The sequence below is a fragment of the Nocardioides pini genome (assembly GCF_026712185.1).
In the GTDB taxonomy this organism is placed as follows: domain Bacteria; phylum Actinomycetota; class Actinomycetes; order Propionibacteriales; family Nocardioidaceae; genus Nocardioides; species Nocardioides pini.
In genome coordinates this window covers 364,809-383,761 of sequence record NZ_JAPPUX010000003.1, presented here as the reverse complement: position 1 = coordinate 383,761, position 18,953 = coordinate 364,809, and the positions used below count along the sequence as shown (strand labels likewise).

The following is an 18,953-nucleotide window of genomic DNA, read 5'->3' as shown; positions in this document are numbered from 1 at the left end:
TCCGTCACGGCCGGAACGGCGCGCGCGACGGTGTCGTCGGACGGCCATGACCCTCACCGCGACCCGCTCCCGCACCGCGGGACTCCTCATCCCCTTCCTCACCATGACGGCCCTGCTGGCCGCCTGCTCGACCGACGACAGCGGCAGCGACGCCGTCTCCGGGGACGTGTCGAGCGAGACGTCCGACGCCGGGAGCTCGTCGGACTCCGGCGCCGGGCGGTCGGCGTCGCAGTCCGACGCCGGTGCCACCTCGGACGACGCCACCGGCTCGACGGGCTCCTCGTCGGGGTCGGCGGGCTCGGACGGGCCGACCGCGCCCGAGCTGCAGCGCTCGGTCATCTCGACCGGCACGGTCTCGCTGGCCGGCGAGGACGTCCGGGCGACCCGCCAGGACGTCCAGCGCGTCGTCGACGCGCAGGGCGGCGAGATCACCGACGAGACCACCGAGACCGACTCCGACGGGGACACGTCCTACGTGCGGATGGTGGTGCGGGTGCCCAGCCGCAGGTTCGGCGAGACGATGTCCGCGCTCGAGCAGGTCGGGGTACTGCGCTCCTCCGACCGAGGCTCCGAGGACGTCACCACCCAGGTCATCGACACCGGCGCCCGCGTCCGCGCGCAGGAGGCGAGCCTGCGGCGCGTCGAGCTGCTGCTGGCCGACGCGCGTGACCTCAAGGACGTCATCTGGATCGAGTCACAGCTCACCGGCCGGCAGGCCGAGCTCGACTCGCTGAAGTCGCAGCAGTCGTGGCTGGCCGACCAGACGTCGCTGTCGACCATCACGGTCGACATCTCCGCCGAGCACGTCGTCGAGGACGAGCCCGACCAGGAGCGACCGACGGGGTTCCTCGCCGGGCTCGACGGCGGCGCGAAGGCGATGGGGACGCTGTTCACCATCGTCAGCACGCTCATCGGCGCGCTGCTGCCGTTCGCCGCGGTGGGCCTCGTCCTGGGATGGCCGGTCTGGCTCGTCGTACGACGTCGCCGGAGCGCCGCGTCGCGGACGCCGGCGGCGTAGACGCGCTGACATGACCCGTCCCACGCCTGCGGCGCCAGGCGTGGGACGGGAGTCCGGCTGAGGGTGCTGTCCGCGTGTCGACGCGTCAGCCAGTCTGCACCCTCAGGCCGGGATGCGCTCGCGGACGGGCTCCTGCGTCGGGTCGGCGCTGTCGAGCCCACGGCCGCGGGTCTCGGGCAGGAAGCGCGCGCAGGTCAGCGAGATCGCCGCGACCAGCACGTTGTAGGTCGCGACCCACCACAGCGTCCCGTCGCCTCGGGTGACCAGCCAGGCCGCGATGAGCGGCGTCAGCCCGGACGCGACGATGCCGGAGACCTGGTAGAGCGTGCTGAGCGCCGTGTAGCGGTACCGGGTGTCGAACAGCTCGGACCAGAACGCCGCGAGCGGTCCGTAGACCGTCCCGTAGATGACGCCGAGGCCGACCACGAAGACGAGGGAGATGGCCCAGCGGTTCTCCGTCTGCACGAGGTACGCCGCCGGGAAGGCGAACAGCAGCCCGATCCACGCGCCCACGCGGTAGACGGGCTTGCGACCGACCCGGTCGCTGAGCGCGCCGGCGACCGGAACGAGCACGACGCCGAGTGCCGCCCCGACCAGGATCGCGTCGAGGGCCCAGCTGCGCGGCAGCTCGAGGTTGGTGGCGACGTAGGCGAGGAGGTAGACCGAGAACAGGTTGAAGGTGAAGCCCTCGATGTAGCGGGTGCCCATGCCGAGGAGCAGCGGGCGGGGCTGCTCGCGCAACAGGTCGCGCAGCGGCAGCCGCGAGATCTCCTTGCGCTCCTGCACCTTGGCGAACTCCGGGGTCTCCATGACGGAGAGCCGGATGTAGGCGCCGATGCCGAGCAGCACGATGCTGACGAGGAAGCACGCCCGCCACCCCCAGGCCAGGAAGGCCTCCTCGGGCAGGAGCCCGGCGATCGAGAAGGCGCCGGCGGCGAGGACGAGCCCGCCGGGCACGCCGATGTGCGCGAAGCTGCCGTAGAAGCCGCGGCGCCGGGCCGGGGCGTACTCCACGGCGAGCAGCACCGCGCCGCCGTACTCGCCGCCCACGCCGATGCCCTGCAGCACCCGCAGCACCACCAGCGCGATCGGCGCCCAGACGCCGATCTGGTCGTAGGTCGGCAGCAGGCCGATGAGCGCGGTGCCGACGCCCATGATGACCAGGGTCAGCAGCAGCATCTGCTTGCGCCCGATGCGGTCGCCGTAGTGGCCGAAGACGAGCCCGCCGACCGGCCGGGCGAGGAACCCGACGGCGAAGGTGGCGAAGGCGGCGAACTGCGCGGCCGGGCCGTCGAGGCCGTTGAAGTAGAGCTTGTCGAAGACGACCGCGGCGGCCGTGCCGTAGAGGAAGAAGTCGTACCACTCGATCGTGGCGCCGACGGCCGAGGCCAGCGCGACGCGGCGAGGGGTGGGAGCCGCCTGCGCGGCGTGGGCGCTCACGCCGCGTCCTCCGCGTCGTCGTGCGACTGCGTCGAGGCATCGCTCTCGCGGTCACCCCGGTCGACCTCGGCACCGTTGATCCGGCCGTCGAGGCGAGCGGGGTCGAGGTCGTCGCGGTGCAGCTTGGCGAAGGCGGAGCGGTGGAAGACGAGCGGGTGCTCGCCGTCGCCCGCACCGACCTCGTGCACCTCGAGCAGGACGATGACGTGGTCGCCGGCGACGACCTCCTCGTGCAGCGAGCAGTCGTAGGTCGCCACGGCCTCGTCGAGCAGGACCGCGCCGTTGCCGGTGACCTTGAAGGGCAGGCCGGCGAAGCGCTCCTCGCGCGGACCGGCGAGCTGGCGGCACACCGTGTCGTGGTGGTCGGCGAGGACGCTGATGCCGAGGTGCTCGGCCTCGCGGAGGAGCGGCCAGGTGGAGCTCGAGGCCGCGATGGAGAACGACACCAGCGGCGGGTCGATGCTCACCGAGGTGAACGACGACGCGGCGATCCCGGTGAGCTGTCCCTTCACCGACGCCGCGACGGCGACCACGCCGGAGGGGAACGCGCCGAACGCGTCGCGCAGGGTGCGCTGGTCGATGGCCGGGACGGACGCGGGGTGCGAGTGGGCGTGTGCGGTCATGCGGACGACACCTCCAGGGAGGGGGCGGGAGCGGGCAGGGTCGGCAGGAGCTGCTGCGCGGTGGCGAACCACGCGTCGTACGTCTCGGGCCGGTCGTGCTCGGAGTCGAGGACGTAGAGCCCCCGGGTCGGCACGGACGCGCCGAGCTCCACCAGGAGCGGGCGGAGCCCGTGCTCGGTGGCGAGCGAGTGGACCGGCGATGCGCCGAGCATGAGCGGGATGGCGGTGACGCCGCCCAGTCCCTGGTGGGGGAAGCGGTCGAGGAACGCCTTCAGCAGGCCGGTGTAGGTCGCCTTGTAGGTCGGGCTGGCGACGACCACCACGAGGCTGGAGGCGACCTCCTCGACCAGCTCGGTGACGCGCGGCGAGCCCCAGTCGAAGAGCACGGAGGCGTGGTCGGCGAGGTCGACGACGAGGTCGGCGCCGCCGAGCCGGTCGGCGAGGGTCAGCGCGGACTCGTAGGTGCGCGAGCGTGGCTTGGGGTTGCCGACGACGACGGCGACGCGGGCGCTGTTCTTGTGGATGTTGTTCACGACGCGGCTCGCTGACCGCCGAAGGGCACGGACGCGCGGGCCGCGACCGGGGCGGGGTTGGTCCACAGGCCGCGCCTCTCGAGCACCGGCAGCACGCCCTCGCCGAAGTGGTAGGCGCCCTCGAGGTGCGGGTAGGCCGAGAGCACGAACTCCTCGATGCCGAGGGCGGCGTACTCCTCGATCCGGTCGGCCACCTCCTCGTGGCTGCCGACGAGCGCGGTGCCGGCCCCGCCGCGGACCAGGCCGACGCCGGCCCAGACGTTGGGGTGGATCTCCAGGCCCTCGCGCGAGCCGTTGTTGAGGGCGAGCATGTTCTGCTGGCCGACCGACTCCGACCTCTTGAGGCCCTCCTGCACGCGCCGGATCTCGGCGTCGTCGATGCCCTCGAGCAGGCGGTCGGCCTCGGCCCACGCCTCCTCGGAGGTGTCGCGGTTGATGGTGTGCATGCGGATGCCGAAGCGGATCTCGCGACCCTGCTGGTCGGCGAGCTCGCGGATCCAGGCGATCTTCCTGGCCACGGCGGCCGGCGGCTCGCCCCACGTGAGGTAGACGTCGGCGTGCTTGGCGGCCACGATCCCTGCGGCCGGCGAGGAGCCGCCGAAGTAGATGCCGGGGACCGGGTCGGGCAGCTGCTGGAGCCGCGCCTGCTCCACCCGCAGGTGGCGGCCGGCGAAGGTGACCTCGTCACCGGTCCAGAGCCTGCGGACGATCTCGAGGAACTCGTCGCAGCGCTCGTAGCGCGCGTCCTTGTCGAGGAAGTCGCCGTAGGCGCGCTGCTCGTGGGACTCGCCCCCGGTCACCACGTTGAGCAGCAGGCGACCGCCCGAGAGGTTCTGGAAAGTCGCGGCCATCTGCGCGGCCAGCGTCGGCGACGTCATCCCGGGCCGGAAGGCCACGAGGAACTTCAGCCGCTCGGACAGCGGCGCCAGCATCGCGGTCGTCAGCCACGCGTCCTCGCACCAGGCGCCGGTCGGGGTCAGCGCGGCCTCGAAGCCGAGCTGCTCGGCGCTGCGGGCGATCTGCCCGAGGTAGGGAACGCTCGCCGGCCGGCCGCCGGAGCCGTGGGAGACGCCGTGGCCGCCGCTGACGACCTGCCGGCCGTCACCGCCGTTGGTGGGCAGGAACCAGTGGAACTTCATCGTTGATCCTTTCGCGGGGTCAGAGCTGGCCGTGGTTGGGCGGCGGCGTGCCGTCGGCGACGTACCTGCCGAGGTGCTGCACCTTCCAGGCGGCCGGGTCGTGCAGGGTGTGCGTGCGGGCGTTGCGCCAGTGGCGGTCGAGGTTGAGCGAGGCGAGGGCGGAGCGGGTGCCGCACACCTCGAAGAGCCGGCTTGCGACCTCGACGGACACGCGGGCCGAGTGGGCCCGTACGGCGGCCACGGCCAGGCTCGCGGTCGCCGCGGTGTCGGCGGTGAGGTCGGCGTCGGCGGCGTCGACGGCACGGGCGGCCTCGCGCAGCAGCGCCTCCGAGGCGCGTACGTCGAGCTCCATCTCGCCGAGCGCCTGGACGACCAGCGGGTCGTCGGCCGCCCGGTCGACGCCGGCATCCGGGTAGGGGCGCGACGTCGTGCGGACGAACGCCGCCGCCTCGGTGAGCGCGGCGCGGGCGATGCCGACGTCGAGCGCGGCGTGCAGCACCTGCGCGAACGCGCCGTAGGTCTGCGGGCCCTCGAAGGTCAGGTGGTAGGGCGTGATCCGGTCGGCGCCCACCTCGACCTGGTCGAGCCGCACGGTGCCGCTGGCGGTGGTGCGCTGGCCCATGCCGTCCCAGTCGTCGGTGACGCTCACGCCGGGGGCGTGCCGCTCGACCCAGGCCACGTGCAGCGGGCCGGTGCCCGGCGCGGCCAGCGTGTCCTGGCGGGCGAGCACCGGGATCCAGTCGGCGAAGAGCGCGCCCGTGCTGTAGCCCTTGGTGCCGCTCAGCGTCCAGCGCCCGTGCCCGGCCGGTGTCAGCGTCGTCCGGATGTCGCGGACGTGCTTCGTGCCCACCTCGGACTGCGCGTTGCCGAACCGCTTGCCGGCCAGCACCTCGCGGAAGAGGAACCACTGCTGCTCGCGCGTGCCCTGGTGGCGCAGCGCGTTGACGTAGACGAAGTGGCTGTGCGGCACCTGGGCCACGCTCGGGTCGCCGGTCGCGAGGATCCGGAAGACCTCGGCCAGCGTCTCGACCGGGAGACCGGCGCCGCCGTGCTCGGTCGGGACCGTCACCGCGAGCAGGCCCGAGGTCGAGAGGCGGTCGAGCTCGCGCCTGGGCAGCACGCGGTCGCGGTCGCGCTCGAGCGACGTGGCCGCGAGCTCGGCGGCGATCTCGGTGGCGACCGCGATCGCCTCGTCGCGGGTCAGGACCGGGACGGCTCCGACCTCGGGGACGACGACAGCGCTCATCTCTCCTCCAGCACAAACTCTATTGATCTTGTAGACAAAGGTAGCAGCGTCGAGCCCCGATCCCGGGACCGGCCTCGCGCGGGGATGTCGAGGGGGTGGAAGGAGATGCCTTGCAGGCAACGCAAGGCACCTCCCTCCACCCCCTCCGGAGCCGGTGCGTGACCGGTCGGTCTCAGCCGGCGTCGCCGGAGCGAGGCCTCGTGTCGTCCCAGTCCTGGCGACGGCGCGTCCCGCCGATGGACCAGGCGTACGGCGGCGGGGTGCCGTTGACGGCGTGGGCGCCGACGACCCGGGCCTTGAGGATGCGCGGGTTGTGCGAGGCGACCGTGCGCGCGTTGCGCCAGTGGCGGTCGAGCGCGAGCGGCCGTGCGGTGGCGGAGGCCCCCAGCGCGTCGAAGAGGTCGGAGGTGGCCCGCAGGACCAGCTCGGAGACCACGACCTGGGCGGTCGACGACTCGATCTCGCTCGCCTCGACGAGGGCCGCGATCTCGTCGGCGCTCGCGAGCGACGCGTCCGCCACGGCCTGGATGCTGCCAGCCACCCGCAGGGTGGCAGCCTCGGCCGCGTAGACCGCGGCGGCGATCTCGCCGACCAGCGCCAGCACCTGGGCGTCGTCGCGCACGCGCGGCGCGTTGGCGTGCGAGAAGTTGCGGGTGCGCTTCTGCACGGCGTCGACCACGTCGCGGAGCGCGGCCCGGGCGATCCCGGTCAGCGTGGCGAGGAGGTTCAGCTGGTAGAACGCGGTCTGGTAGGGGAACCGGTCCTCGAAGGGCAGCACGTGCTCGGCCGGCACGCCGACGTTGTCGAACGTGGTCGTGCCGCTGCCGGTGCCCTTCTGGCCGAACCCGTTCCAGTCGTCGACCGTGCGCACGCCCGGGTCGCGGGTGTCGACGAGCGCGATGGCGGTGGGCTCCTCCACCTCGTCGGGGTGCCCGGGCCGCGCGAGTCGTGCGTGCACGTCGGTCCACTCCGCGAAGATCGTGCCGGTCGTGTAGTACTTCGTGCCGTCGAGCCGGTAGGTCCCGTCGGCGCGCGGGCGCAGCACGGTGCGCGGCAGGTCGATGTCGGAGCCGACCTCGGCCCAGGCGTTGCCGGCCATCTCCCCGGCGACGAACCGGTCGAACCACACCCGCTGGTCGCTGGTGCGGGCGTGGTGCCACAGCCGGTCCTCGACCAGCGCGAAGTGCCCGCGGAAGGCCTGCGGCAGGTTGGCATCGACGGCAGCCAGCTCGATCCAGAGGCGCGCGAGGTCGACGAGGCCCAACCCGCCGCCGCCGGACGCGGCCGGGACGCGCAACGCGCCGAACCCCTCCGACTTGAGCAGGCGCACCGCCTCGACCGGCAGCTCGCCGTCGACCTCGCGCCGCAGCGCGCCCTCGGAGATGGACGCGAGCACCGCGCTCCAGTCGGTGGGCTGGCGGCGGGGCGCGGAGTCGTCGCGGCTGCGGGTGGGCCGGACACGCAGGGTGGTCATGGGTGAGTTCCTCCCGTTTTGTATAGTTACTTAGTAGACTTTAGGGAATCGAGGTCGCGGACCACGAACTCCCGGTAGCAGGTTTTGCCGTCCACCCCGCGACCACGGCCCCGACAGCACCACCTCGGACAACCAGACCAGAGCCAGACCAGACCCCCCGGCAGGAGCAGAGCGTGCGGATCGAACAGCTGGAATACCTCGCGGCGGTGACCGAGCACGGCTCGCTGCGCCGCGCGAGCGAGGCGATGCACATCTCCCAGCCGGCCCTGAGCGAGGCGGTGACCAAGCTGGAGAAGGAGCTCGGCACGACGCTGCTCGACCGCCGGCGCACCGGGTCGCGGATCAGCCGGCAGGGCCTCGACCTGCTGCAGAACATGACCGAGGTGCTCGAGGCGGTCGACCGGCTGCGGCAGGCGGCGGGCCAGCAGTCCGTCCGTCGCCGCGACCTGCGCATCGGCACGGTCGTCACCGCCTCGTCCAGCCTGCTCGCCCCCGCCCTGCGCGACCTGCACGCCCGCCACGGCTCCGGCGGCGTCGAGGTCGTCAACGGCCGGCAGGTCGACATCCAGCAGGGCCTCGCCGAGGGATCGCTCGACCTCGGCCTGGTCAACGTGCTGCCCGGCGACGAGGTGCCGCCGACGCTCGTCGCCGACCGGCTGATCGAGGGCACGCCGGTCGCCTGCCTCCCCGTCGGACACCCGTTGACCGCCAAGGAGCGGGTCACCGTGGACGACCTCCGCGCCGAGCCGCACGTGCTCATGAGGCCCGGCTTCGTGATGCACCGCTACGCCCACCGCCTCTTCGCCGGCAACCTGCCGGGCACGACCTATGCCACCGACGGGGCGGAGATGGGCAAGGCGATGGTGGCCGCTGGGCTCGGGATCTCGGTGCTCCCCGACTTCTCCATCGTCGCCGACCCGCTCGTCGAGGCAGGAGTGCTCACCACGCGTCCGATCCAGACCGACCAGACGACGGTGATGCTGCTCATGCTGCGGCGTCGAGCCGAGCGGGTGCCCGAGCCGCTGCGAGACCTGCAGCGCGCGCTGGTCCGCCAGGCCCGGATCTACCTGTCGTCGGTCGAGCTGCCCGCGACCGCGTCCGACCCGGCGGCGGAAGCCACGGCGGACCTGACGCCGGTGACGCCGATCAGCAGCCGTGCACGAACTCGGTCAGCGCCGTGAGCTGACCGGGGTCCGTCGAGGGGATGACGCCGTGGCCGAGGTTGAAGATGTGGCCCTTGGCCCGGCGGCCCGCCTCGATGATCTCGGCCGCGCGCGCGGTCATCACCTCGGTGGGCGCGAAGACCAGGGTCGGGTCGAGGTTGCCCTGCACCGCCCGGTCGCCGACCAGCGGGATCGCCTGCTCCAGCGGCGTACGCCAGTCGACGCCGACCACGTCGGCGCCCGCCTCGCCCATCAGGCCGAGCAGGTTGCTGGTGCCGACGCCGAAGTGGATGCGCGGCACGCCGAGCTCGCCGGCCGCGGCGAGCACGCGCTGGGAGTGCGGCATGACCGACGCGCGGTAGTCGGCCGGCGTGAGGGCGCCCGCCCACGAGTCGAAGAGCTGGACGGCTGAGGCCCCGGCCCGGACCTGGATGCGGAGGTAGGCGGCGGCGATGCCGGCGATCTTGTGCATCAGCGCGTCCCACACGTCGGGGGCGCCGAACATCATCGCCTTGGTCCTGGCGTGCTCCTTCGACGGCCCGCCCTCGACGAGGTAGGACGCCACGGTGAAGGGCGCGCCGGCGAAGCCGATCAGCGGCGTCGCGCCGAGCTCGGCGACGAGCTGGCGCACGGCCTGCGAGATGTAGGGGACGTGCTCGGCCGTGAGGTCGGGGATGGCCTCCACGTCGGCCATGGTGCGCACCGGTGAGGCCACGACGGGACCGACGCCCGGCTTGATGTCGAGGTCGACGCCGACGGCCTTGAGCGGCAGCACGATGTCGGAGAAGAAGATGGCCGCGTCCACGCCGTAGCGACGGACGGGCTGCAGGGTGATCTCGGTCACCAGGTCGGCGTCCATGCAGGACTCGAGCATCCCGATGCCCTCGCGCACCTTGAGGTACTCGGGCAGCGAGCGGCCCGCCTGCCGCATGTACCAGACCGGCGTGTGGGACGGGACCTCACCGCGCGCCGCCGCGAGGAAGGGGCTCTGGGCCAGTCCGGGGTGGGGCGTGGGCACGGCGTCGGTCACCCGTGAATCTTCGCAGGTCAGGCGGCGTGGCGGCACATCGGCGGAGCCGGGCGCTGGCCTACTCTGACCTCATGGTGGCCCGTCACGAGACCCACCCGGGCAATGCTGCCGCGGCTGGGCCCGCGGAGTTCCGCGCGGCTGTGGAGTCGATGCGTCGGGCCTCGCTGCGCCCGGAGGTCTTCTGCGAGGAGATGCCCGCTCCGCAGCGCATCGCGCCGTGGTCCTCCGCGCTGAGCGCCGACGTCACGGTCGACGAGGAGGACCTCGGCACCGGGCGCCTGATCCTGCTGCACGACCCGGCCGGCAACGACGCGTGGGACGGCACGTTCCGCTGCGTGGCCTACGCGCGCGCCGACATCGACCCCGAGCTCGGCGCGGACCCGATGCTGGCCGCGGTCGGCTGGTCGTGGCTGGTCGAGGCGCTCGACGCCCACGGGGCCGGCCACCACGCCGCCTCCGGGACGGTCACCTGCGTCACGACCGAGAGCTTCGGCGGGATGGCCGACGAGGCCGGCACCGCGCAGGTCGAGATCCGCGCGTCCTGGACCCCCGACGTCGACGAGGCCGGTGGCCTCGACATGACCGCGCACGTGGAGGCGTGGGGCGAGTTGATGTGCACCGCCGTCGGGCTGCCGCCGGTGCCCGAGGGGGTCACGGCGATCCCCAGCCGACGCGGACAGCGCGGCACCTGACCCGATGCCCGACAACGCGGAGCACTCCCCCGCCGGAGCCCCACCCGAGGGCGAGCCGGCCGAGGTCGAGACGCCGCCCCCGCCGCCTGCCCCGCTGCTCGAGCTCCGCGACGGCCTGCCCGAGGTGGTCGACACCGACGAGGGCCTGCTGGAGGCCTGCGCCGCCCTCGCCGCCGCGACCGGGCCGGTCGCCATCGACGCCGAGCGCGCGTCCGGCTACCGCTACTCCAACCGCGCCTACCTCATCCAGCTGCGCCGCGAGGGCGCCGGCACCTGGCTGGTCGACCCGATCGGCATGTCGACCCTGGCGCCGCTGCAGGAGGCCCTCGACGGCACCGAGTGGATCCTGCACGCCGCCACCCAGGACCTGCCCTGCCTGCGCGAGGTCGGGCTGACCCCGACGAGCCTCTTCGACACCGAGCTCGCCGGCCGCCTCCTCGGCTACCCCCGCGTCGGCCTCGCCACCCTGGTCGAGACCGTGCTCGGCCAGCGCATGCGCAAGGAGCACTCGGCCGCCGACTGGTCGACCCGTCCGCTGCCCAAGCCCTGGCTGGAGTACGCCGCGCTCGACGTCGAGGTCCTCCTCGAGCTCCGCGACCACATGGCCACCGAGCTCGAGCGGGCCGGCAAGGCCGAGTGGGCGCGGCAGGAGTTCGACCACCTGCTGGGCTTCGAGCCGGCCGTCCGCGTCGACGCGTGGCGTCGTACGTCCGGGGTGCACCGGCTGCGCGGGCGCCGCGCACTGGGCGCCGCGCGAGCGCTGTGGGAGGCCCGCGACGCCATCGCCGCCGAGCGCGACGTGACGCCCGGCCGGATCCTCCCGGACTCGGCCATCGTCGTCGCGGCCACCGCGATGCCGACCGACCGGCGGGCGCTGCTGTCGACGCAGGGTTTCCACGGACGGGGCGCGAGCCGCTACGCCACGACGTGGGTCGAGGCGCTGCAGCGGGTCCGCGACATGGACGAGGACGACCTGCCCACCCGCGCCCCGCGCGGCGACGGACCCCCGCACCCCCGCACCTGGGCCGACCGCGAGCCGGTCGCCGACCGGCGCTTCAAGGCCGCGCGCGAGGCGATGCTCAACCTCGCCGAGGTGCACCACCTGCCGGTGGAGAACCTCCTCACCCCCGACTACCTCCGCCGGCTGATGTGGGCGCCCCCGTCGACCCGGGAGCCGGCCGAGCTGGCCGGGGCCGTCCGCGCCCAGCTGGCGTCCTACGGCGCCCGGCCCTGGCAGGCCGAGCTGGTGACCGGCGCGCTCGTCGGCGCGATCCTGGGCGCCGAGCGGGAGTAGCGGGCCTCACTCCGAGGGCGGCTGGCGCCTGGCTGCGTCATACCGATCCGCACCTATGGGTCCCGGCTCGTATGACGCAGCAGCGCCCGACCGAGCAGCGTCATACCGATCCGCACCTATAGGTCCCGGCTCGTATGACGCAGCGGGCCCGGACCGGCCAGCGGGCCTCACTCCGAGGGCGACTCGGTCGGGTCCTCGGTGGGATCGGTCGTGTCCGACTCGTCGGGCTGCTCGGTCTCCACGGGCGAGAGGATCTCCTGCGAGGTCAGGTCGATCTCCTCGGTCAGCCCCTCGAGGTCGAGCGGTCCGGGCGCGGTGACGAGCTGCTCGAGCAACGGGGTGACCGCCTCGATGAGCTCCTCGCGCTGGTCGATGAACGGCGGGACCACCATGTAGCGGATGCTCTGGTTGAAGACCTCGGAGCTGCGCGGCTCGTCGTCGGGCGCGAGGAACTCCGGCGAGGCGGCGACCGAGGTGTTGGCCGGGACGATGTAGCCGGTGGAGGCGACCGTGGCGATCGCCTCGTCGGAGACGGCGTACGCGATGAAGTCGGCCGCGTCGTTGACCACCTCGGAGTCCGCCGAGATGCACAGCCCGCTGATGTCGCCGACGGTGGCGCGGTTGTCGATGGTCGGCATCGGCAGCACGTCGAAGTCGAGGTCCTCGGCGTCGCGCAGCTGCGGCACGAGGTTGCGGAAGCCGGCGACCATCGCGAGCTCGCCGCGCTTGAACAGCTGGACGGGCGTCGCCCGGGCGAGCTGGGCGTTGGTCGGGGTGACCGCGGAGTCGCGGAGGATCGCGAGGGTCTCGCTGAGCGCCTCGCGCGTGTTGTCGTCCGAGAAGGCCAGCGAGGTGGGCTCGCGGTCGTCGTCGAAGACCTGGCCGTCGCCGGAGTAGATGAACGGCGCCAGGCCCTGCAGGGTCGGGTCGATCCAGACGCCACGACGGTCGCCGCGACGGCTGGCGAACTGGGCGGCCGCGCCGAACTGCGCGAGCGTCCAGCGCTCCCGCTTGCCCTCGTCGTTGGCGGAGGGCACGTCGAAGCCGCGACGTTCCATCTTGTCGAAGTCGACGATGTCGGTGTTGTAGTAGACGACCATCGGGGACACCGAGTACGCCATGCACTGGAGCTCGTCGTCCATCGCGAAGGCGTCGACGGCGTCGCGCGAGAAGCGGTCGCCGAAGTCCACGCCGCGCTCGTCGAGCAGCAGGCTCACCGGCTGCAGCGCCTCGCCCTCGACGAGCTGGTCGAGGTCGATGCGCGAGGTCAGGAAGGCGTCCGGGGCGTTGCCGGCGAGCACGTCGGCGACGGCGGACTCGTGGTCGGGCCACGACTTCAAGGTGACCTCGCGGGTCGTGGAGGAGGCGTTGAAGGAGTCGACGACGCTCTGGAAGGCGGCGACCTCCTCCTCGGTGCCGTAGGCGCCGAAGGTGACCTCGCGGGGCTTCTCCGTCGGCTTGCCCGACGAGGCCGGCGGCTTCGAGGGCTCGGACGCGGGCTCGGCGTTCCCGGTGCACGCGGCCGTCGTCAGCGCGACCGTGAGGGCGGTCGCGAGGAGGGCACTGCGGCGGAAGGCGGAGCGAGACACGGCCAGACCCTATCGGGACAGACCACGCCGGGCCTCCACGACGGCAGTGAAGATCGTCTCGTCCAGGGCGGCTCCCTCGCGTCGTACGCCGTCGCGTGCGAGGTGGATCAACCGGTCGAGGCGCACCTCGCTCGGCCGCCCCTGGGAGTCCCACCCGCCGGTGCCGACGTCCATCCAGTGGCGCCCCCAGCGGGCCTCGTCCTCGGCGTCCCGGTCGTGGTCCTGGCTGCTGAGCATCAGCCCGACCCAGCCGTCCCCGGCCGTGTCGAGCACCAGCACCGGCCGGTCCTTGCCCTGGCTGGGGTCGTCCTCGTAGGGCACCCAGGCCCACACGACCTCGCCGGGATCGGGCTCGCCGTCACGCTCGGGGGCGTACGTCGAGCCGGTTCCGGACGTCGGTGCGGTCGTGCCGGGAGCGGTCGTACCGGTCCTGGAGATGCCCGAGAGGAGCGCGCCGAGGCGCTTGGCGATGCCCACGTCCGGAGCCTAGACCGACGCGGGAAATGAGTGAGTGCGCCGGACCGGGAGCGCCTCACGGCGCGTGGCCGCTCGTAGCGGCTGATTTTGGGACCCGGGGCTGCCACAGCCCGACGCACTCACGGACATTTTAACGCCTCAGGCGAGCGTGTCCCTGATTTCCACGTGTCCCGCCGCCTCGAGCTGCTCCGACAGGGTGAGCATCCGGGTGATCTCCTCGTGCGAGGCGCTGCCGAGCGCGGCGCGGCCGGCGGCGACGATGCGGGCGAAGGCGGAGGCGCGGAGGAGGGTGACGGCGAAGTCGCCGCGGGTGATGCCGCGCAGCACGTCGTCGACCATGCCGCGCAGCTCGTCCGGCCCGGGCGGGTCGGCCACCCCTGCGACCACGCGGGCGACGTCCACGCGCCGCTGCCCGGCCTCGTAGTCGGCGGCCACCCGGTCGGGGCTGGCGTGCACCCACGAGCGGAGGAGGAACAGCCGCCACAGGCTCCCCGCCAGGGTGTCGGCGGGAGCACCCGACCACACCTCGGCCAGCGTCTCGAGCCCCTCGGTGTCGGCGAGGCGGACCACGCGCTCGGCCAGCTCGGGGTCGTCGGACTCGCGGGCGCCCCGCACGAGGACGGTGGCGGCCACGTCGCCGGCCTCGCGGACCTGCGCGGGGTCGACTCCTCCGACGATGTCGGCGAAGAACCCGTCTCCGGGCGTCATCGGGCGGTGGTGCGTGCGGCCGGTCATCGCTCCACCCTAGGTCGAGTGCGCGGCCACGGTGCGACTAACACCGCGAGCGCACTCAACCCGTGCGGGCCATCACCTTGCGGATGCGCTGGTCGCTGACCTTCTCCCGGGTCCCGAGCTGCTGGGCGAAGAGCGAGACGCGGTACTCCTCCAGCAGCCACCGCGCGTCGCGGAGGTGCTGCGGCATCGGCTGCCCGTCCGGGAGCGCGGCGACGGCGTGCAGCCACGCCTCCTGGAGCCCCGCCAGCTGGTCCATGAGCTGCCGGTCCCGCACGACCTGGCCGTCGAGCCGCTCGCGCCGGTGGGTCACGGCGGCGAGGTAGCGCGGGTAGTCGCGGAGCCGTCGTACGCCCGCCTCCCCCACGAAGCCGGTCGCCATCAGCCGGCCGACCTGGGCGCGCATGTCGGTGAGGGCCGGGAGCGTCATCAGGTCGGCGCGCCCGGAGATGGCCCTGTCGGTGGTGCGCCACGCCTCCAGCACGCGCATCACGTCGTGCACCGCCGGCGCCAGCCCGGTCGCGACGGCCTCGCGGGAGGCGGCCACCACGGCGTCGTACGCCGCCTCGTCGCGCACCGTGGGGTGCTGGTCGACGACCTCGCCGACGATGCCGGCGCGGACGTCGTCGAGGAGGTCGGCCACCGACGGGTAGGGCGACCCCACGAGGGCGAGCTTGGCCTGACCGTGCCGGTCGAGGCCCGCCGCCGCGAGGACGTCGTCGACGGGATCGGCCGGGCCGAGCGCGAGCAGGACCAGGCGGCGTACGCCGAGCCGGTGGTGCGCCGCGGCCTCGTCGGCCGTCGCGAGCACCTGCAGGCCGACCGTCGCACCCTCGTCGACGAGGGCGGGGAAGCCCCGGACCTCGTGACCCGCGCGCCGCTGGACGAAGGACTCGTCCACCGTGCCGAACGTCCACGCCCTCTGGCCGGTGGCGGTCACGCCCGAGTCGGACGCGACGTCGGCCATCGCCTGCTCGAAGGTCGGCCGCAGCGGCTCCTTGAGCGCGTCGAGGTCCTTGCCGCGACCGGCCTCGGCCCCCTCCTCGGTCACCACGCGGTAGGTGGGTCGCAGGTGGGCGGACACCTTGGACCAGTCCCACGCCTCGCGCGGGATGACGAGGCTGCGGGTGCTCCGCGCGAACCGCTCGAGCGCGTCGAGCAGCGGCTCGGCCCCCGGGGGCGTGGCGTCGAGGAACTCGCGGGCGGTGTTGGGGGCGGGGACCATCGCGACGCGGAAGTTCTTGGGCAGGGAACGGATCAGCTCGGTCACCAGCTCCTCGCGGAGCCCCGGCACGAGCCAGGAGAAGTCGTCGGCCTCGATCCGGTTGAGCGTGGCGACGGGGACGTCGATGGTGAGCCCGTCGTCGGCGGCACCGGGCTCGAAGTGGTAGCTGATCGGGAAGGTCAGACCGGCCTCGTCGCTGTCGTGCCACTGCGTCGGGAAGTCGTTGGCCCGCACCTCGCCGGCGGTGTCGTGGGTGAGCATGTCCGGGTCGAAGGTGAGCAGGTCGGGCTTCTTCTGCCGCGCGCGCTTCCACCACTGGTCGAAGTGCTGCCCGCTGACCACGTCGGCACCCACGCGGGCGTCGTAGAACTCGAAGAGGGTCTCCTCGTCGACGACGATGTCGCGACGCCGGGCCCGGTGCTCGAGCTCCTCCGCCTCCTCGAGGAGGCGGGTGTTCTCGGCGAGGAAGCGGTGCCGGGAGTCCCACTCGCGCTGGACGAGGGCATGACGGATGAACAGCTCGCGGGCGAGCGGCGCGTCGATCCGGCCGTACTGCACGAGGCGGTCGGCGACCAGCGGGACGCCGTACAGCGTGACCCGCTCGCGCGCCATCACCGCGGCGCGCTTGCGTGACCAGTGCGGCTCGGAGTAGGTCCGCTTGACCAGGTGCGCACCGAGGCGCTCGGCCCACTCGGGCTTGATGGCGGCGTTCTGCCGCGCCCACAGCCGCGAGGTCTCGACCAGCTCCGCGCTCATCAGGAAGTCCGGGTTGCGGCCCTTCAGCACGCTGCCCGGGAAGACCGCGAAGCGCGCGTTGCGGGCACCGAGGTACTCCCGCATCGGGCGCCGCTCCCCCGGCTTGCCCTTCTCGCGCTCCTCGAGCGCACCGATGTGGCTCAGCAGGCCGGAGAGCAGCGCCTGGTGGATGCCGTCCTCGTCGTACGCCGCTCCGCCCTCTCCCTTCCCGGTGGTCGAGTGCGCGGTGAGGGACGAGCCGCGTGTATCGAGACCCAGCTTGAGCTCCTTGCACACCTGCCGCAGCTGGGACTCGTAGTCCTGCCACTCGCGGATGCGCATGTAGTTGAGGTGCTCGCGCCGGCACATGCGACGGAAGGCGCTGGACGAGAGCTCGCGCTGCTGCTGCTTGACGTGGCGCCAGAGGTTGAGCCACGTGAGGAAGTCGCTGGAGTCGTGCTTGAAGCGGGCGTGCAGCTGGTCGGCCTGCGCCCGCTGCTCCTCGGGGCGCTCGCGCGGGTCCTGGATGGAGAGCGCGGCGGCGATGACGAGGACGTCGCGCAGGCAGCCGAGGCGCTCGGCCTCGAGGATCATCCGGCCCAGTCGCGGGTCGATCGGGAGCCGGGCCAGGCGTCGCCCGACGTCGGTCAGGCGCGGGCGCGCGTCCGCGACGGTCACGGCGCCCAGCTCCTCGAGCAGGTCGGTGCCGGCCTTGACGTTGCGGCGGTCGGGCGGCTCGACGAACGGGAACCGGGCGATGTCGCCGAGCCGGAGCGAGGCCATCTGGAGGATGACGCTGGCGAGGTTGGTGCGCAGGATCTCGGGGTCGGTGAACTCCGGGCGCGCCTCGAAGTCCTCCTCGGAGTAGAGCCGGATCGCGATGCCCTCGGAGACGCGGCCGCACCGCCCGGAGCGCTGGTTGGCCGAGGCCTGGCTGATCGGCTCGATCGGCAGCCGCTGCACCTTGGTGCGCACGGAGTAGCGGCTGATGCGCGCGACACCGGTGTCGACGACGTACCGGATGCCGGGGACGGTCAGCGACGTCTCCGCGACGTTGGTGGCCAGCACGACGCGGCGCACGGTGGACGGATGGCTGGAGAACACCTTGTGCTGGTCGGCCGCGCTGAGGCGGGAGTACAGGGGGACGATCTCGAGGCGGTCACTCTTGAGCGCATCGAAGGCATCGGCGGTGTCGCGGATCTCCCGCTCGCCGGGCAGGAACACGAGCACGTCGCCCGGCCCCTCGGCCGACAGCTCCCGGACGGCGTCGAGGATCGCCTCGGTCTGGTCGCGCTGGACCGGCTCGCCCTCCTCGTCCTCCTCCGGCAGCTCGAGGAGCGGGCGGTAGCGGACCTCGACCGGGTACGTCCGGCCCGAGACCTCGACCACCGGGGCCCGGAAGTGCGCGGCGAAGCGCTCGACGTCGATCGTGGCGCTGGTGATGATGACCTTGAGGTCGGGACGGCGCGGCAGCAGGCGCCGGAGGTAGCCGAGCAGGAAGTCGATGTTGAGGCTGCGCTCGTGGGCCTCGTCGATGATGATGGTGTCGTACTTGCGCAGGTCGCGGTCGCGCTGCAGCTCGGCCAGCAGGATGCCGTCGGTCATCAGCTTGATGCGGCTCGCACGGCTGGTGCGGTCGGTGAACCGGACCTGGTAGCCGACGACGTCGCCGAGCTCCGTGCCGAGCTCCTCGGCGATGCGCTCGGCCACCGACCGGGCGGCGATGCGCCGGGGCTGGGTGTGCCCGATCAGACCGCCGCCGTCGGCGCGGCCCCTGCCGCGGCCGAGCTCGAGGCAGATCTTGGGCAGCTGGGTCGTCTTCCCCGAGCCCGTCTCGCCGGCGACGATGACGACCTGGTGGTCACGGATGGCAGCGGCGATGTCGTCGCGGCGCGCCGAGACCGGGAGCTCGGCCGGGTAGGTGATCTTCACAACGGGCGCCATTCTCGCCCACGGCGGCAACCGAATTCGCGCCCGGTCGCCGGCTCGCCCGGTCGCCTCAGGAGCTGGAGCCCTCCTCGTCGTCCGGAACGGTGGTCGGCGGCAGCTGACCCGGTACGCCGTAGGGGCCGCCGTGCATGCCCTCACGCCCACCCGGCCCGCGGTCGTCGTCGTGCCGGACCCAGCCGTCGCGGCCGGGGCCGTGGTCGTCGCCGGCGACCGCGTCGATCGCGCTGACGCCCAGTCCGCCGACGATGATGCCGGCGAGCGCCGAGGCGACCAGCGCCCCCAGGCTGTAGGCGCGGCTGCCGTCGGAGCGGCGCGCCGCCCGGAGGCGCTCGCGGAAGCCCCGCCGCGCGACGGGCGCCTCCGCGGGGGTCGCTGCCGCGGGCGCCGGCTCCGTCACGGGCGGCGCGGTGGGGATGGACCCGGCCGCCGCGGGCGGCGGGGTCGCGGCGCCGTCGCGACGGACCGGCTGGGTCTCGTCCTGCTCGTCGTTCTCGCTCATGGCAGGAGCGTGCGCCCCGAACCTGTGGCGCGGCTGTGCCCCGGCCGTGAGAAATCCTCGTCGACCATGTCGAGGACCCGCCGGCGGCTCCGTC

At 73.3% G+C, this 18,953-nt stretch carries 16 protein-coding genes; 4 read left to right on the top strand and 12 right to left on the bottom strand.

The genetic code is table 11. From position 1 onward, the window contains the following. The first annotated feature begins 46 nt into the window (after positions 1 to 46). Positions 47 to 1,018, top strand: coding sequence for a DUF4349 domain-containing protein (locus tag NYO98_RS11595; RefSeq protein WP_268111853.1), 972 nt, complete (start codon positions 47 to 49; stop codon positions 1,016 to 1,018). Between the two features lie 102 nt (positions 1,019 to 1,120). Here the strand turns inward: NYO98_RS11595 and NYO98_RS11590 are convergent, their stop codons facing one another. The 6 genes from NYO98_RS11590 to NYO98_RS11565 form a co-directional block, all read right to left on the bottom strand. Beyond that, positions 1,121 to 2,458: an MFS transporter gene (locus NYO98_RS11590; protein ID WP_268111852.1), complete on the bottom strand. Its 1,338-nt coding sequence runs from the start codon at positions 2,456 to 2,458 to the stop codon at positions 1,121 to 1,123. Continuing rightward, a complete protein-coding gene (locus NYO98_RS11585; RefSeq protein WP_268111851.1) occupies positions 2,455 to 3,081 on the bottom strand; it encodes a flavin reductase family protein in 627 nt (208 codons plus the stop codon). The genes NYO98_RS11590 and NYO98_RS11585 overlap by 4 nt, the downstream gene beginning before the upstream one ends. After that, on the bottom strand, positions 3,078 to 3,614 hold the full coding sequence (locus NYO98_RS11580; protein WP_268111850.1) for an NADPH-dependent FMN reductase: 537 nt from the start codon (positions 3,612 to 3,614) through the stop codon (positions 3,078 to 3,080). The genes NYO98_RS11585 and NYO98_RS11580 overlap by 4 nt, the downstream gene beginning before the upstream one ends. Then, positions 3,611 to 4,753, bottom strand: a complete 1,143-nt coding sequence (locus NYO98_RS11575) for an LLM class flavin-dependent oxidoreductase (RefSeq protein ID WP_268111848.1) — start codon at positions 4,751 to 4,753, stop codon at positions 3,611 to 3,613. The genes NYO98_RS11580 and NYO98_RS11575 overlap by 4 nt, the downstream gene beginning before the upstream one ends. A 19-nt stretch (positions 4,754 to 4,772) precedes the next feature. Next, complete coding sequence (locus NYO98_RS11570; RefSeq protein ID WP_268111846.1) at positions 4,773 to 5,999, bottom strand: SfnB family sulfur acquisition oxidoreductase; 1,227 nt, start codon at positions 5,997 to 5,999, stop codon at positions 4,773 to 4,775. A gap of 172 nt (positions 6,000 to 6,171) precedes the next feature. Next, positions 6,172 to 7,473: an acyl-CoA dehydrogenase family protein gene (locus NYO98_RS11565; protein WP_268111845.1), complete on the bottom strand. Its 1,302-nt coding sequence runs from the start codon at positions 7,471 to 7,473 to the stop codon at positions 6,172 to 6,174. Between the two features lie 173 nt (positions 7,474 to 7,646). Between NYO98_RS11565 and NYO98_RS11560 the strand changes: the two genes are divergently transcribed. Continuing rightward, positions 7,647 to 8,654 carry a LysR family transcriptional regulator gene (locus NYO98_RS11560; protein WP_268111844.1) on the top strand — a complete coding sequence of 336 codons (1,008 nt, stop codon included), beginning with the start codon at positions 7,647 to 7,649 and terminating at the stop codon, positions 8,652 to 8,654. Here NYO98_RS11560 and hemE read toward each other — a convergent pair. After that, positions 8,620 to 9,666 carry a uroporphyrinogen decarboxylase gene (gene hemE / locus NYO98_RS11555; RefSeq protein ID WP_268111843.1) on the bottom strand — a complete coding sequence of 349 codons (1,047 nt, stop codon included), beginning with the start codon at positions 9,664 to 9,666 and terminating at the stop codon, positions 8,620 to 8,622. The genes NYO98_RS11560 and hemE overlap by 35 nt on opposite strands. A gap of 71 nt (positions 9,667 to 9,737) precedes the next feature. On the opposite strand from hemE, the gene NYO98_RS11550 reads away from it, so the two are divergent. Beyond that, positions 9,738 to 10,358 (top strand): DUF3000 domain-containing protein, encoded by a 621-nt coding sequence (locus tag NYO98_RS11550; protein WP_268111842.1) that lies wholly within the window; start codon positions 9,738 to 9,740, stop codon positions 10,356 to 10,358. Between the two features lie 4 nt (positions 10,359 to 10,362). After that, the gene (locus NYO98_RS11545; RefSeq protein ID WP_268111841.1) at positions 10,363 to 11,652 is read left to right on the top strand and encodes an HRDC domain-containing protein; all 1,290 of its coding nucleotides are present in this window, start codon (positions 10,363 to 10,365) and stop codon (positions 11,650 to 11,652) included. A 167-nt stretch (positions 11,653 to 11,819) separates the two neighbouring features. Here the strand turns inward: NYO98_RS11545 and NYO98_RS11540 are convergent, their stop codons facing one another. The 5 genes from NYO98_RS11540 to NYO98_RS11520 form a co-directional block, all read right to left on the bottom strand. Next, positions 11,820 to 13,241: an ABC transporter substrate-binding protein gene (locus NYO98_RS11540; protein WP_268111840.1), complete on the bottom strand. Its 1,422-nt coding sequence runs from the start codon at positions 13,239 to 13,241 to the stop codon at positions 11,820 to 11,822. Positions 13,242 to 13,250: 9 nt separating this feature from the next. Then, positions 13,251 to 13,718 carry a type II toxin-antitoxin system PemK/MazF family toxin gene (locus tag NYO98_RS11535; protein WP_268111839.1) on the bottom strand — a complete coding sequence of 156 codons (468 nt, stop codon included), beginning with the start codon at positions 13,716 to 13,718 and terminating at the stop codon, positions 13,251 to 13,253. Positions 13,719 to 13,856: 138 nt separating this feature from the next. Next, positions 13,857 to 14,453, bottom strand: a complete 597-nt coding sequence (locus tag NYO98_RS11530; RefSeq protein WP_268111838.1) for a hypothetical protein — start codon at positions 14,451 to 14,453, stop codon at positions 13,857 to 13,859. A gap of 55 nt (positions 14,454 to 14,508) precedes the next feature. Then, complete coding sequence (hrpA, locus tag NYO98_RS11525) at positions 14,509 to 18,354, bottom strand: ATP-dependent RNA helicase HrpA (RefSeq protein ID WP_268111837.1); 3,846 nt, start codon at positions 18,352 to 18,354, stop codon at positions 14,509 to 14,511. A 55-nt stretch (positions 18,355 to 18,409) separates the two neighbouring features. Further along, the gene (locus NYO98_RS11520) at positions 18,410 to 18,859 is read right to left on the bottom strand and encodes a hypothetical protein (RefSeq protein WP_268111836.1); all 450 of its coding nucleotides are present in this window, start codon (positions 18,857 to 18,859) and stop codon (positions 18,410 to 18,412) included. Between the last annotated feature and the right edge of the window lie 94 nt (positions 18,860 to 18,953).

Excerpts from the sequence above, each read along its gene's own strand:
- NYO98_RS11575 (WP_268111848.1), bottom strand. The coding sequence starts at position 4,753 with ATGAAGTTCCACTGGTTCCTGCCCACCAACGGCGGTGACGGCCGGCAG.
- NYO98_RS11530 (WP_268111838.1), bottom strand. The coding sequence starts at position 14,453 with ATGACCGGCCGCACGCACCACCGCCCGATGACGCCCGGAGACGGGTTC.
- NYO98_RS11550 (WP_268111842.1), top strand. The coding sequence starts at position 9,738 with ATGGTGGCCCGTCACGAGACCCACCCGGGCAATGCTGCCGCGGCTGGG.
- hrpA (WP_268111837.1), bottom strand. The coding sequence starts at position 18,354 with ATGGCGCCCGTTGTGAAGATCACCTACCCGGCCGAGCTCCCGGTCTCG.
- NYO98_RS11570 (WP_268111846.1), bottom strand. The coding sequence starts at position 5,999 with ATGAGCGCTGTCGTCGTCCCCGAGGTCGGAGCCGTCCCGGTCCTGACC.
- NYO98_RS11545 (WP_268111841.1), top strand. The coding sequence starts at position 10,363 with ATGCCCGACAACGCGGAGCACTCCCCCGCCGGAGCCCCACCCGAGGGC.
- NYO98_RS11520 (WP_268111836.1), bottom strand. The coding sequence starts at position 18,859 with ATGAGCGAGAACGACGAGCAGGACGAGACCCAGCCGGTCCGTCGCGAC.
- NYO98_RS11585 (WP_268111851.1), bottom strand. The coding sequence starts at position 3,081 with ATGACCGCACACGCCCACTCGCACCCCGCGTCCGTCCCGGCCATCGAC.
- NYO98_RS11565 (WP_268111845.1), bottom strand. The coding sequence starts at position 7,473 with ATGACCACCCTGCGTGTCCGGCCCACCCGCAGCCGCGACGACTCCGCG.
- NYO98_RS11595 (WP_268111853.1), top strand. The coding sequence starts at position 47 with ATGACCCTCACCGCGACCCGCTCCCGCACCGCGGGACTCCTCATCCCC.